The organism is Streptomyces sp. BA2, assembly GCF_009769735.1.
GTDB lineage: Bacteria > Actinomycetota > Actinomycetes > Streptomycetales > Streptomycetaceae > Streptomyces.
This window is the reverse complement of record NZ_WSRO01000002.1, coordinates 9,277,190-9,289,681: the sequence shown is the minus strand read 5'-3', so window position 1 is coordinate 9,289,681 and position 12,492 is coordinate 9,277,190. Positions and strand designations below refer to the sequence as shown.

The following is a 12,492-nucleotide window of genomic DNA, read 5'->3' as shown; positions in this document are numbered from 1 at the left end:
TCAACAACGGTGACCCCATGACGTACATGGTGACAGCCACGTGCAGATTCGCACACGGCCGAACAGCACCCCCCACCCACACGAGACGAGGACCACCATAGCCAGCGGCCGAAGCCAACCGAACAGACTCTGATGACCCATCACCCGCACGAGTAACCACACAGAAACACGCCCACACCCACGCCTGAACGCCGCTCCCTCCAACGGCAGACCGAGAGCCATTGATGCTCCTATTGATCGTCAAGCGTGGGCGCTCGCCCGAGCGAGGTACCTTCACTCCATGTCACTCACTCCCGACAGCGAGGTCCGCAGCCGCGACGAGCTGGTCGCCTTCGTTCGAGAACTGCACCAGGACTACCTCCGCCGGGGGCACGAATGGGAGAACCAGAGCCTCGATCACTTCCTTGAAGCCCTCGCGGCGTGGATGGATGCCTCGCCGGGCTGGTACCGAAACTTCGGGAAGGAGCTTCCGGAAGGAGGGGATTGGACCTTCCTGGCCAGGGCCCTTCAGGCCGCCACCGTCTATGAGTGAATCCGCTCCTGAATCGGTCAGGCCGCGGTGAGCCAGTCCCGGTAGGCGCTGGCGAGGTCGTCGTCGCGGCGTGTGCCGCGTTCGATGCAGGAGATCACCGCCGGCCAGACGCCGAAGTGCTCGGCGACGGTGGTGAGGGTGATGTTCTTGGCCTGACACTAGACAGCGCCACGTAGCCGGCACCGGGGACGGCCTCGGCAGACTCCGTCAGCAGCCTGACCACCGCCCCTGCGTCACAGGCCCCACCGCCGACCCTGCCCTCTGTCTGCCACGCAAGCCACTCCTCGCACCGCACTCCACCATCAGCGCCGACACCGACACCCGATAGCGTTCTGCGCATGACAACGGACACAACGCCCGGGCCACCGACACCGATATGCCCGCGCTGCGGCGGAGCCGAGGTACGCACGGTCGAACAGGCGCAGTCCGGCAAGGGCGCCCTGACCAAGAACCTCGGCTCCCGCCTGGCAAAGGGCCCGGAGAAGAGCGGCGATGGATGCATCCACTTCGCCGAGGGGCTCGTCCTGAGCCTCGTGATCGGCGGCGGTCTCGTCTATCAGGGCGACGTGGAGAACAACCAGCTGTACACGGTCGGTGGTGTGGTCCTCGGGCTGCTCATCCTCGCCGCCACCATCGCGGTGGTGCGCGCCGACGGCCGGGACAAGGACGCCGAGACGTCCGGCGAGACACTGGCCAACGAATACTGGATGCCAGCGCACTACTGCTACAACTGCGAGGGCGTCTTCTGCCCCGATGGCACCCCCTGGCAGGGCGTACTCACCACCGAACAGTTCAAAAAACTCGTCTGGCGCCAGGGCCGCTACGACCGCCAACTGCAGCCCGGCGACAAAGCCAAAGACGCAGAGATCCCACCGGGAACCCTGATCGAAGGCTGACGAGCTCGTGCATGGTTGGCGTGCGGGCCTCACGGCGGCACAGTGAGGTCATGGGGAGCGTTGCCCGATCGGTGATCGTCAACCGATCGCGGATTACCGGGCTGACCAGGGACGTGGTCGCTGAACTCGTCGTCGAGATCGGCCCGTTGTGGGCTGCTCAACGTCATCGTCGGCTTTCGGGACGGCCGCGGCAACGCGCCGTGGGAGCAGGAGCCCCCTACAAGTTGGTCTTCGTCGACCGGCTACTCGCCACGCTCGTCCATCTGCGCCATGGGGTCACCCACGATGTGCTGGCCTGCTGGTTCGGGGTGGACCGCTCCACCATCACCCGCGCGATCAGTGAGATCCGGCCCCTGCTGGCCCAGCGCGGCTGCGCAGTCGGGCAGGACGTCCGGCTGCGTACGCTCGCTGACGTCGTCGACCATCTCGGGTCCAGCGGGCAGAGCGCCATCATCGACGCGACCGAGATCCGTGTCCGCCGTCCTTCGCAGGGCACCAACGGCCGTGACCGCTACGTCTCCGGCAAAAGCAAGCAGAACGCGGTGAAGGTCCTGGTGGTCACCGACACTCAGGGGCGGCTGCTGTTCGGCGGCGCGTTGAAGCCGGGCAGCTGCCCCGATATCACCCAGGCCCGCGATGCAGGACTCGTGGAACTACTCGGCCACCATCGTGACCTGCGCATCCTGGCAGATGCCGGCTACCAGGGGCTGGGTGCCCAGACCGGCGGCCAAGTGATCACTCCACCGCACCGCAAGTTCAAGAAGAACGCCCCGCTCTGGTGGGAGGAGCGGTTCGCTCAACAGCGCAAGGCCCACTCATCCCGACGCATCCGGGTCGAGCACGGCATCGCCCACATCAAGAACTGGCGCGCACTGACCCGCCACCTCGGCCGGCGTGAGCTCCTCTACGAACTCGTCCCCGCCATCGCCGGACTCGCATCCATTCCACGACAGTCACCGCCGCCTGTCGCAGCGGGGTGAGAAACACCAACGCACCCCGTCGTCATGCCCGCACGCCAACCATGCACGAGCTCGTTAGCGGCAAAACACGAGCCCCGCTGGTCCGCACGCCGGTAGTCGGCGTGCGCGTGCTCGCGCCCGGCGGTTGCCTCTGTGGCTGTAGAGCTTCGTCGACGGCCAAGGCCTGCAGCTACCCAGGACGGGGAGGACGGCGTCCGCGAACCGCTGGTGACGGTGACTCCCGAACCCATCGCGCTCAGAGTTTGCCTTCCATGAGGACCGTGCGATGCCCCCCGAGCGCGCGTGAGAGGCCTTCGAGGAAGCCGGGGCTGAAGTCGGGCCAGTCCCAGAACTCAAAACCGAGATACCCGAAGGCGAAGTAGTCATCCGACCAGGTCCACGCAGTCACGTCACCAGGGCGCCGACAATACGGGCAGGCGACTGCCGCGCTGCCTGTGTCGCTCCAGGCGCTGATGGCCTCACTGAAGGGTTCCCACACACCCTCAATCTCCTCCAGCCGGTCGGTGTAGAAATCCGCCCGACCGGCACAATGGGGGCACACCGCGAACCTGGGTTCGCCCTGGCCGCAGTTGAATACGGTGCGGCCGATCTCGACCCTGAGTCCGTCGCTGGGCTCCCAGTCCTCCTGACCGACCGCCTTGGCCCAGGCTGGACCGGGCGGATGCCCCGACGGCGCCCCGAGAACACAGTCGGTGAGCTCGGCCCGAACTATCCCCTCCCTGACCAGCCAGTCGAGTCCGCTGTCTGCCAAGGGCCGGGCGTCCGCATGCGTGGCGTCGAGATCGACGACGGTCTGAAAATAGTTCCCCATGAGGCAACAGTAGAAGCAGCCACCGACAGCCCGGCACCCGCCGGCTCCGCCACCTGGCCGGGCGCTGCGGATACAGCCGGGCGAGGGCAAGGCGGCAAGCCTGGTGGTGCCGGTGCTGCTCCGGCCCGGGGAGACGGCGGACAACATGCTCACGTCCGGGGCGTTCGGCGGGCTGGCCAAGCTGTTGGAGGCGCTGCGGGCGCACGACGCGCGGATCGTGGAAAGCCTCGCGGAGCAGCAGGCCCCGAGCCGCTCCAAGCCCGTAGCCACGCGACCTCGGATGAAGAACGTCTCTGCTCGAACATCTCGACCGCGCGCATGCGCCGGGCCTCGGTCAACTGCAGGCGCGGCAGCGGCAGAACGGGGACATGGGAAACAACGGCCTGTGACTCGGAAGACACACCAACATGTTCACACCGCCGAAGCCCCCGCACCCACAACAGCCGTGCCAGAACGTGCCAGGTCGTGCGGGGAACCACGGGGAACACCGGGGACCAACTCGGCAGTCAGCTCGGGTGCAGACACCCTCGATCGCAGGTCAGCACACGAGACGGGGCCAAAGCACCCGAGCTTCCCAAGCTCAGTGTGCGGACGGTGCTGACGCAGACGATGCCCTCCGATACGGTCCCGAGCCATGGCGAATGGCAATGGTGTGCCGGAGAAGGTGGCGTGGATCCTGGTTCGGAACGACCAGGTATTGGTGACGCGTAGTCACGGCAGAGATCGCTTCTACCTCCCGGGCGGCCATCGTGAGCCGGGTGAGTCCGACGGCGAAACCCTGGTGCGGGAGATCGATGAGGAACTGCAGGCGGCGATCGCCCCCGGTTCCATGGTGCACTTCGGCACTTTCGAGATCGGCGAGGGCCATCCGGATCACGGCCCCTTCCGGATGATCTGTTACACCGCCGATCACCGCGGTGGGTTGACCCCGTCGAGGGAGATCGCCGAGCACGCCTGGTTCCGTTACGCCGATCGGGACCGAGTCTCGGCCGTGGACGAGATGGCCTTCGACGCGCTTCACGAGGCCGGGCGACTTTCTTGATCCCGTGACCGCGGCCTTACGGTCGTTGCTGCGGTCTTCTTCTACGTTACGGCCGCACCACAACCGCACCAGATTGGACGGGGAACAGCGGGGAATCACGGGAAAGAAGCACCGGACCGACGAAGTCGCCACAACGCCGTTCGCCCAGGTCAGCGACTGAGACGACCCCGAATGCCCGAAACTTCCCAAGCTGATGGTCGGACGGCGGAGTGAGTGTCTAAAGGGTGTTTGCTGGGCCCTCGGCGTCCCCCGTTTGCCGTAACGCATCTGCGGGGCCCCTGGGTCGGCGCAGGCTCGGGGGGAGGGCCGGCCTGCCCCGTGCCGGAAGGCCCCATGATCCCGGTGGGCGCGTACCCGTTGCCTGCTGGTGAGAGCGCCCCTGGCAGGGCTGCGAACCGAGGGAGAACGCATGAGTGAGCAACCTGGCGTGCCCGTGCCCAACCGCGACGGCCTTCCGCCCGGGGAGTCACCGCGTCCCCGCTTCGAACCCGACAAGATTCTCAAGCCCACCGAACCCCGGGCCGAGTCCGGTATCGAGCTGCCCCTGCCGAAGGCGGGGCGAGACCTGAAGATCTGGGAGATGTCGGGACTGGCCTACCGGTATCCCCGCGGCTGGGGGGAAGAATTCCCGGGACATCCTCATCTGGAATGGCCTCGACGAGGACCTCTACGTCCAAGGCAAGTCGGACGAGTACGGAAACTGGCCGTCATACTGCGATCCCCTGGTGATCTTGACTGACTTGCCAGTGGTAGTTCGTGGCTGCTGATGTCACGGGGGCCGCGCGCGGTGTGGGCTGCCCTGCACCGGATGCTGCGCTGCTGGCGCATGGCAGAGCCCCGGCCACCGTCTCGTCGGCCGGGGCTCTGGGACATCAGTTGGACGCGCTCTCGTCCTCGAAGTGGAACCAGTCGTCGGCGGTCTCGCACATGAGGAGGCGGGCGCAGTCGTCGTCGGGCTTGGGCTGGGACGCGGTGGCCCCGGTGCGGCTGGTGGCGAATGCCGCCGTGGGAGCGGCCACGGTCAGGGCGGCGGACAGAGCCGCTGCCACGATGTCGTCGCCTCACATCAGGGGCTTTCCTACGTGGATGCGTACGAGGTGAAGGCCAGTACGCCGGTGCCACGCACCGGTGTTTGCGGTGTCAGCGCGAGCGGGCTGGTCCCCAGCGTTGTGGCGATCTCAGGCGCCATGTAGAGAGCCTCCCACCTCCATGCGTCCTCGGCTCCACTCAACGCGGGACACACCGGATCCTCCATCAGACCCGGAGCGGTTCACTCCGCACAGGCCAGCACGATCTGGGCCTGCTCGGCCAGACGAGGCGACACCGTCCCGCCCACCCAAAGGGTCAGCTCAGCTACTTCCTCAGCGGACAGCACGACGTCAACAGCAGGTGCCCCCAGCGATATGAAAACGCACTAGCCACTTACGCCTCTCATTCCCGGCGCACCACACTAAGGGTTCTCGGCGTGTGTCAGGGTCTCCCAGGCCACGAACAAGTCGTCCGTCCCGGCCGGTCGCATCCGTGCTGCCAGCTTGCGTGTCTGCGGCAGGGGCTCGCCCAGGCGGTTTCCCAAATGGTTGACACCCACCTCCAGGTCAGGGCCCATCGTCAGCTCCGGCTTTCCGCCGCACAGCCACTTCGGCATCTTCTCGCCGAGCTGGTACCGGGAGTGCAACTCCAGTGCCGCGGCCAGGCGTTCACGGACCGGACCGTACAGGTCCACCCCCTGATGCCAGGCCGTCTCCGCGATATGGGACGTCGCGGCGAGAGCGTACCCGACGTGCTCGAAGTTGCGGCAGGACTCCTGCCCCAGGCCGTTCACGAACCGTTTCTGTCCGAACCAGTACGTCCTGATCTGCTGCTGCGTCTTCACCGTGCCACCCGGCGGCGGGACCGGGAGCTTTCCGTCTGAGCGGAGATAGAAGTAGGCGGGAACCCGGGCCCGGAAGCGGCTCAGCGCCTGATCGAAGGCCTTGCGGTCGTCGAGGAAGACGGCGATCCCGACAGCCGCGTCGGTCATCGCCAGGTCCCAATTGCCGTTGTAGTCGGCGACTTTGCCGGAGAGTTCGGGCAGGTACACGTGGCGCAGCATCCGTGAGAAGCGGTCCACGTCCTGCTGCGGCCACCCGGCACCGGTGTGCCGCACGATCTCCGCCGCCCGGGCCCAGGTCGACCCCGCCCAGGCGGCCTGCAGCCCCGAGTTGCCCTCTGTGTGGTCCTTGATGACGGCCGACCAGGAGTCCATGATCTGCCTCGCCTTGTCCGCATGCGCCTGCTCCTCGGTGACGTACCAGAGCAGGGCGTGCGTGTACGCGGCGATGGCATCTTCGCGCTCCGCCATGCAGGCCGGCGGCTTGGCGTAGGGCTTGCAGGCAACGATCTTGTACGGTCGCGGGCGGCGGTCCAGGACTGCGTACCGGCTGCGGCGCATGGCGTCGTACGCCGCTCGCCACGGCTGTTGCCCGGAGCGCACGCGCTCGCGGACCGCGTCGAGCTGAGTGCGGCCGACGTGCACTCCGGGGTGCGTGAAAGGCGTCGGCTCGGCGGGGTGTGCGGCCGCGGTGAGCAGGGGCGCCAGGAGCACGGAGGCGACCACGGGAGCGGTCCGCCGGGCGATGACGCGAACGAAGGCGGTAGTGCGCGGTGCGACAGCGTACGGTCTCGGCATAACGGAAGCCTCGCCCCTTCCCCGTCGGGGCGCAGGATCTGTTACTCCGCTCAAAGCCCTGCCGAGGGACATGCGCCTGGACGTCGGCGACTTCGAAGACGACTACGAGCGTCGCTTCCAGCTGCACCTGGACGAGAAGGCCCGCAAGGCCGAAGCGAAAGCCAAGGGCAACGTCACCCCCACTCAAACCACCGCACCTCAAGCGCGTTCTCTGACACGGCCGGGTGACACGGCGCTGCATCCAGGGCCCGGGGCGCAGCGCCAACTTCATGTCCGCAGCTCAGGCCGGGTTGCGGCAGCTCTGATCTAGGCTCACAGCATGGGCATGTGCTGGAACTCCTCATCGTCGACTGCGCGTACATAGAAGCCGCGCCGGCCGAACAGCGAGCCGGCCTGGTGGAGAGCGCGGCGTTCGGCAGCGACGACGCCCGGGGGCCCGACCTGCCCGAGGGATGGACCTGGCCCGAGGCCCAGAACGGCCCCTGGTACGCGCGCTACGAGTTCCGCAACACCCTCACCTCGTACAAGCCGCACTTCTGGGCCGGCGAACGCTGGGAAAAGATGCGAGGGTTCGTCCGTCCCGGACTGCGCACGGCACTCGACGAGTTCAGCGCTCCCCTGTTCTGGGGCGAATACAACTGGGAGTCCGCGGACCCTCCCTTCACCCCTTCCGTCCCCGGACGGGAGAACCACTGGTGCCCGGAGACCATGCTCTGGCTCCTCCCCGAGGACGTGACAGCCCTCCATCACTTCTGGACCCTGGCCGAGCCCGGCCTGCCGTCCCTCCGCCAACCGTTCGAACAGCACCTCGCCGGGGCCACGGGGCGGGTCAGCACCTTCTCGTCGTTTGCTGCCCTGGTCACCGAATGGGGAGAGGTCGTCACCGAGGCGGCAGGGCGCGGGTGGGCCATCATCGGCCTGAAATGCTGACATGGACCCGCGCTAACTGGCTCTAACAAAAGCGGTTCGGTCATGTGACTGTCGGCTTGATCGCTCGTTGATGTGAGCATGGAGACACCGCGAAGTCCGGCACGTGCTCCATCGGGCGGCCGGACACCGTGAACCGCGGCGTGAACGGCTGGGACAGCACCTCCCTGGCCCCCGGCACGAAGTCGAGAACCAGAGGAAGCCTCCGCTCTGCCAGGCTCTCGCCGCTGTCGACGGACACGGAATCCCCCAGTTGTGACGGGTTGAGCGTCACGGAATTCCTCACCCTCACGGTCACGAGTCCCCATGGGGACGGCGGTCGCGGGAGTTGAGAGACTCCCGCTATGGGATCTTGGGGAACCTTGGGGCCGGCATTGTTGTCTCTGGCCGGTGTCGCACTCGGCGCTGGTGGGTCGATCTTTGGCCAGTACCTCGTGTCGCGAGCGAGTACCCGGCAGCTCGAAGTGCAGGAATCAGCCGCGCATCGCGCGGAGTTGAAGAACGCGGTCCTGAAGTTCCTCGGCATTGCGTCGCAGGTGGAGAAGGCAGCTCTCACGCGCTCGGTCAGTGATGACACGGCAGACGATGCGGTGCTCGACCGACTCGTGGATGACCTGTGGCTTGCACAGGCGGAGATCGACCTGGCGGCCAGAACTGAGCCCCTGCGAGGTTCTGCCTACCGTTATGCGTTCGGCCTGGTGCAGGCAGTCCGGGGCGAGATAGCCGACTCCTCTGCGCTGCGCGGGCCGCAGACGCAGTTCATGGACGCCGCGTATGACGACATGTGGCCCGGCCAGCGGCGGGCAACCGGGGATTCGGTCGCACCTCGGTGAGACGGATAGAGGGTTTCCGCATGTCGGGTAGTTTGAGCGCTATCTAGTTACTAGTACCCATTTAATCTACGTCCACTGGTAGGCAGGCCGCTCGAAGAGCGCGCCGGCAGCGTCGACAGGAGACTGCGGCAGGTCACCTGGTCCGACATCGACGAACACCGCGACTACATCAAAGACTTGCTGGGGACCGTGACGGTCTCCACGATGCACCAGCGGCTGCGGGACGAGCACAAACTGAAGGTATCGATCTCCTCGTTCCGCCGCTGGGTCCACGCCACGCTGCCCGACGAGGTGAGCCGGTCGCAGGTCACCGTCCTGCGCGATGAGGTCGAGCCGGGCGAGGAGGGCCAGATCGACTACGGCTTCCTCGGCCAGTGGATCAACCCGCGCACGTCGTGAGTGTCCACGGAGGGCAGCGGCGCCGCGGGCAGGGCGTGCAGGGCGAGTACGTGGTCCCGGTGCCCGCGGGCTCGCGGGCCCGCAGCGGTGTGCTCGGCCATGAGGGCGGTACGGGACGAACTTCCGGAGGGGCGAGGACGGTGGCGTGGCCACGGGCCCCCTCGGGAGCTCCTCGGGGACCCCTCCGCACCTCCTGGGTATTCAGGGGGACTTGGCGGTGAAGGGTGGTGGGCGCTGAGGTACGGAGGCCCGGCGGTCCCGCGTCAGCGCGGGCTGTCTGGCATGCCGTAGGCGTCGGCGATCAGCTCGATGGAACCCAGCCGGGCCTGGACGGAGTGACCGACGCCGCCGATCATGAGCTCGTCGGCGCCGGAGTCCCGCTGGACCTGGTTCAGATGGGCGGTGACCTGCTCGGGGGTGCCGTGCGGGACGTGGTTCAGCCAGCTGCCGACGGCCTGGCGTTCCTGGGCGTCGTAGGTGTAGGCGTCCACTTCCTCGGGGGACGGCAGCAGGTAGGACTTGCGCTGGAACATGCGGAGCATGGCGTGCGCGAGGGTGCCGGCCTGGCGGCGAGCCTCCCGCTCGTCGTCAGATACCGCGACGGTGAAGCTGACCAGCGCGTACGGCTCGGCCAGCGCCTCGGACGGAGTGAACCGCTCGCGGTACAGGCGCAGGGCGGCCACGACATCGCGCGGGTTGAAGTGCGCGGCGAAGGCGAATGGCAGGCCGAGCCGGGCGGCGAGCTGCGCCGAGTAGCCGGACGATCCGAGCAGCCACACCGGCAGGCGGCCCGTAGGCGGAGTGATGCCATTGAGCCGATCCTGGGCAGGACCCGGAACGGCGTACACGCGGTCGGCGTAGGGGTGGTCGGCCGGGAAGTCGTCGCCGACGAAGTGCAGGAGTTCGACGACCTGTTGGGGGAAGTCCTCGCCGTCGCTCGCACCGCGGCGCAGGGCCGCGGCCGTGGCGTGATCGGTGCCCGGGGCGCGGCCCAGGCCCAGGTCGATGCGGCCGGGGGCGAGGGCGTCCAACATGCCGAACTGTTCGGCGACCACCAACGGCGGATGGTTGGGCAGCATGATCCCGCCCGCGCCGAGCCGCAGCCTGCTGGTCTCCGCGGTGAGCCGGGCCAGCAGGACGGGCGGGCTGGAGGTGGAGACGCCGGGCATGGCGTGGTGCTCGTTCATCCAGTAGCGGGTGAAGCCGCGCCGGTCGGCGAGCCGGGCGAGTTCGATGCTGCCGGCCAGCGCCTCCGCTGCGGACTGGCTGGTACCGGTCATGGCGGAGTCCAGTACGGACAGGGCAGCGGGGGCGGAGCCATGGCGGGTGCCGCGGATGGGGTCGGTCATGGTCGTGCGGTCCTTCGGTTGTGAGGTGTGCGGCATGCGCCGTGCGCCGTGCGCCGTGCCGGGGAGATGGGGGGGCGCCGGCCGACAGTCGCGTCGGGTCTCTGTCGTCCGGCGCCCGGCCGTCTCCGGCGTACGTGTCCGAAGTACGTGGGATCAGCCGCGGACGCCGAAGTCGACGCGGTCGGTGAGACCGGCGGCGGCAAAGGCGGCGACGAGCTCGTCGCGGCCCTCGGTGAAGTGGGCCCAGCTGTCGTAGTGGACGGGGACCACGCGGCCGGCATCGAGGATCTTCGCGGCCTGGGCGGCCTGGGCGCTGTCCAAGACGATCACCTCGTTGTCGAAGACTTCACTGAAGCGGGGCGCTCCGGCAAAGAGAAGGGCCGTGTCCACCGGGGCGAATCGCTCGGCGATGTCCCTGACCGCGTCGAGAGAGGCGTTGTCGCCGCTGACGTAGACCGTGGGCAGGCCCTCGCCGGTCAGGACGAACCCGACGACCTCGCCGCAGATCGGCTCGACCTCCTCGCGCGGGCCGGGCCCATGGATGGCGGGCACGCCGGTCACGGTGACCGTGCCGGGTCCGCCGTCCCGGCGCTGGAGCTCGACCGACTGCCAGTCGGCGAGGCCGGTGGCGGCCTCTCCGAGACGCTCCCCGCCGCCGGGGGTGGTGAGGGTCAGCGGGACGTCGGCGAGCAGGGCCCGGCCTGAGGTGTCGAGGTTGTCGGCGTGCTCGTCGTGCGAGAGCAGGACCACGTCGAGGCGGCCGAGATCGTCCGGGCTGCCGTCAGCCGCTGCCGTCTTGGTCAGCACGACGGCCGGTGCCTGGTGGTCGCCGGGGCCGTCGAAGGTCGGGTCGGTAAGAAAGCGCAGGCCGCCGTAGTCGAAGAGAGCGGTCGGGCCGCCGAAGACACGGACGGGAAACGGGGCGGTCTGGAGGGTTACGGAAGACACGAGAAGGGTTCCTCACGGATAGATTGCCTGTTAACCATGAGGTGGACTGTACGCACGTCTCACGGATGGATGCAACCCGTACCATGAGAAGCATGGAAGAGTTCGTGATGGAAGAAGCCGCCCTGCCATCGGCGCCGGGCGAGGCGGAGCACCCCTCCCTGAGCCTGGCCAACAGCGCCGTCGCACTGACCGGCGGGCACACGGCCGACCTCCTGGGCACCCCGGCGCAGGCCGAGCAGTGGCTGACGCAGCGCGACCTCGCCCCGGAAGGTGCCGGCTTGGCGGAGGTATGCGCGACGCAGCTGCGCTCGTTGCGCGAGCAAGTCAGATCGCTGCTGGCCTCCCGCATCGCCGGGCAGCCCGCCCTGCCCGCCGCCGTCACGGCCATCAACAACGCGATGACCCGCGTCCCCACCGCGTCACTGCTGCTGTGGGACGAGAAGTCCGGCCCCTACCGCGCCACACCCCACCCCACCACGGCGATCGTCGAGCACGCCCTCGCGGTCATCGCCGCCGACGCCGCCGACCTGCTCACGTCCCCCGACGCCACCCGCCTGACCGCCTGCGCCTCCCCACCCTGCAACCGCTTCCTGCTCAAGCGCGGCCGCCGTCAGTGGTGCTCCACCCGCTGCGGCGACCGCGTCCGCGCCGCCCGCGCCTACGCCCGCCGCACCACTCTGGAGTGACGACGCCGCGCCACCCGCCCAGACAGCACCGCCTACGGCGAAGGCCCCAGTCACCGAGGCCCCGGATGCCGCTCCGGTCCCTGACGCCACCTTGTCCGCGGCGGGAAACGCCGCCTGACGGACACGGGCTCGGCCCGGCCGGGGGCCAGGCTTCCGCCGTGTTCAGCATCGCTGCGAGCTCCACGGCCCAGATCCGCTCGCACCCCTGTTCCTTGCCGAGAACCTGCTCGTGCGCGTCCCGATACCAGCCCCGACGCGAGGTGCAGAGGACACCGCGCTCGGCAAGGAATCGACGACCGCGTCAGGATCCGGCTGGTCGGGAGCGGCCGAATGCGTCGGGGACGCCGGGCACTTCAATCCGCAGTCGCCACGCTCAGGACTGCCCCTGGCCGTGGCCCTCGCGACAGCAACCGCGCTGGTC

At 68.3% G+C, this 12,492-nt stretch carries 15 protein-coding genes; 9 read left to right on the top strand and 6 right to left on the bottom strand.

All coding sequences use genetic code 11. The annotated features are described in order from the left end of the window. Nucleotides 1-280: 280 nt before the first annotated feature. The 3 genes from E5671_RS44485 (at nt 281) to E5671_RS44475 (ending at nt 2,408) form a co-directional block, all read left to right on the top strand. Nucleotides 281-532 (top strand): DUF7660 family protein, encoded by a 252-nt coding sequence (locus E5671_RS44485; protein ID WP_160509856.1) that lies wholly within the window; start codon nt 281-283, stop codon nt 530-532. A 338-nt stretch (nt 533-870) separates the two neighbouring features. Then, a complete protein-coding gene (locus E5671_RS44480) occupies nt 871-1,428 on the top strand; it encodes a hypothetical protein (protein ID WP_237330394.1) in 558 nt (185 codons plus the stop codon). 50 nt (nt 1,429-1,478) lie between these two features. Next, entirely contained in the window at nt 1,479-2,408 is a 930-nt protein-coding gene (locus tag E5671_RS44475; protein ID WP_237330393.1) for a transposase, read from the top strand. A 235-nt stretch (nt 2,409-2,643) separates the two neighbouring features. On the opposite strand, the gene E5671_RS44470 is transcribed toward E5671_RS44475, so the two are convergent. Beyond that, entirely contained in the window at nt 2,644-3,219 is a 576-nt protein-coding gene (locus E5671_RS44470; RefSeq protein ID WP_160509855.1) for a hypothetical protein, read from the bottom strand. A gap of 634 nt (nt 3,220-3,853) precedes the next feature. Here E5671_RS44470 and E5671_RS44465 point away from each other — a divergent pair. After that, entirely contained in the window at nt 3,854-4,261 is a 408-nt protein-coding gene (locus E5671_RS44465; RefSeq protein ID WP_160509854.1) for an NUDIX hydrolase, read from the top strand. Nucleotides 4,262-5,133: 872 nt separating this feature from the next. On the opposite strand, the gene E5671_RS44460 is transcribed toward E5671_RS44465, so the two are convergent. Both E5671_RS44460 and E5671_RS44455 read right to left on the bottom strand, forming a co-directional pair. Then, a complete protein-coding gene (locus E5671_RS44460) occupies nt 5,134-5,310 on the bottom strand; it encodes a hypothetical protein (protein ID WP_160509853.1) in 177 nt (58 codons plus the stop codon). Between the two features lie 401 nt (nt 5,311-5,711). Further along, nucleotides 5,712-6,929 (bottom strand): alginate lyase family protein, encoded by a 1,218-nt coding sequence (locus E5671_RS44455; RefSeq protein WP_160509852.1) that lies wholly within the window; start codon nt 6,927-6,929, stop codon nt 5,712-5,714. A gap of 70 nt (nt 6,930-6,999) precedes the next feature. Between E5671_RS44455 and E5671_RS44450 the strand changes: the two genes are divergently transcribed. Both E5671_RS44450 and E5671_RS44445 read left to right on the top strand, forming a co-directional pair. Continuing rightward, nucleotides 7,000-7,239: a hypothetical protein gene (locus E5671_RS44450; protein ID WP_160509851.1), complete on the top strand. Its 240-nt coding sequence runs from the start codon at nt 7,000-7,002 to the stop codon at nt 7,237-7,239. Between the two features lie 17 nt (nt 7,240-7,256). Then, complete coding sequence (locus E5671_RS44445) at nt 7,257-7,859, top strand: hypothetical protein (protein ID WP_160509850.1); 603 nt, start codon at nt 7,257-7,259, stop codon at nt 7,857-7,859. Nucleotides 7,860-7,899: 40 nt separating this feature from the next. Here the strand turns inward: E5671_RS44445 and E5671_RS44440 are convergent, their stop codons facing one another. Further along, the gene (locus E5671_RS44440; protein ID WP_160509849.1) at nt 7,900-8,130 is read right to left on the bottom strand and encodes a hypothetical protein; all 231 of its coding nucleotides are present in this window, start codon (nt 8,128-8,130) and stop codon (nt 7,900-7,902) included. 70 nt (nt 8,131-8,200) lie between these two features. Here E5671_RS44440 and E5671_RS44435 point away from each other — a divergent pair, with 70 nt between their 5' ends. Together E5671_RS44435 and E5671_RS44430 are read left to right on the top strand one after the other, a co-directional pair. Further along, the gene (locus E5671_RS44435; protein WP_237330392.1) at nt 8,201-8,689 is read left to right on the top strand and encodes a hypothetical protein; all 489 of its coding nucleotides are present in this window, start codon (nt 8,201-8,203) and stop codon (nt 8,687-8,689) included. Between the two features lie 177 nt (nt 8,690-8,866). Beyond that, nucleotides 8,867-9,088, top strand: a complete 222-nt coding sequence (locus E5671_RS44430) for a hypothetical protein (protein WP_237330391.1) — start codon at nt 8,867-8,869, stop codon at nt 9,086-9,088. A 263-nt stretch (nt 9,089-9,351) separates the two neighbouring features. Here the strand turns inward: E5671_RS44430 and E5671_RS44425 are convergent, their stop codons facing one another. Continuing rightward, entirely contained in the window at nt 9,352-10,437 is a 1,086-nt protein-coding gene (locus tag E5671_RS44425; protein ID WP_160509848.1) for an LLM class flavin-dependent oxidoreductase, read from the bottom strand. Nucleotides 10,438-10,590: 153 nt separating this feature from the next. Then, the gene (locus tag E5671_RS44420; protein ID WP_160509847.1) at nt 10,591-11,385 is read right to left on the bottom strand and encodes an MBL fold metallo-hydrolase; all 795 of its coding nucleotides are present in this window, start codon (nt 11,383-11,385) and stop codon (nt 10,591-10,593) included. Nucleotides 11,386-11,477: 92 nt separating this feature from the next. On the opposite strand from E5671_RS44420, the gene E5671_RS44415 reads away from it, so the two are divergent. After that, entirely contained in the window at nt 11,478-12,071 is a 594-nt protein-coding gene (locus E5671_RS44415) for a CGNR zinc finger domain-containing protein (RefSeq protein ID WP_160509846.1), read from the top strand. The last annotated feature ends 421 nt before the right edge of the window (nt 12,072-12,492 follow it).

Excerpts from the sequence above, each read along its gene's own strand:
- E5671_RS44450 (WP_160509851.1), top strand. The coding sequence starts at position 7,000 with ATGCGCCTGGACGTCGGCGACTTCGAAGACGACTACGAGCGTCGCTTC.
- E5671_RS44480 (WP_237330394.1), top strand. The coding sequence starts at position 871 with ATGACAACGGACACAACGCCCGGGCCACCGACACCGATATGCCCGCGC.
- E5671_RS44415 (WP_160509846.1), top strand. The coding sequence starts at position 11,478 with ATGGAAGAGTTCGTGATGGAAGAAGCCGCCCTGCCATCGGCGCCGGGC.
- E5671_RS44455 (WP_160509852.1), bottom strand. The coding sequence starts at position 6,929 with ATGCCGAGACCGTACGCTGTCGCACCGCGCACTACCGCCTTCGTTCGC.
- E5671_RS44425 (WP_160509848.1), bottom strand. The coding sequence starts at position 10,437 with ATGACCGACCCCATCCGCGGCACCCGCCATGGCTCCGCCCCCGCTGCC.
- E5671_RS44435 (WP_237330392.1), top strand. The coding sequence starts at position 8,201 with ATGGGATCTTGGGGAACCTTGGGGCCGGCATTGTTGTCTCTGGCCGGT.
- E5671_RS44470 (WP_160509855.1), bottom strand. The coding sequence starts at position 3,219 with ATGGGGAACTATTTTCAGACCGTCGTCGATCTCGACGCCACGCATGCG.
- E5671_RS44485 (WP_160509856.1), top strand. The coding sequence starts at position 281 with ATGTCACTCACTCCCGACAGCGAGGTCCGCAGCCGCGACGAGCTGGTC.
- E5671_RS44465 (WP_160509854.1), top strand. The coding sequence starts at position 3,854 with ATGGCGAATGGCAATGGTGTGCCGGAGAAGGTGGCGTGGATCCTGGTT.
- E5671_RS44475 (WP_237330393.1), top strand. The coding sequence starts at position 1,479 with ATGGGGAGCGTTGCCCGATCGGTGATCGTCAACCGATCGCGGATTACC.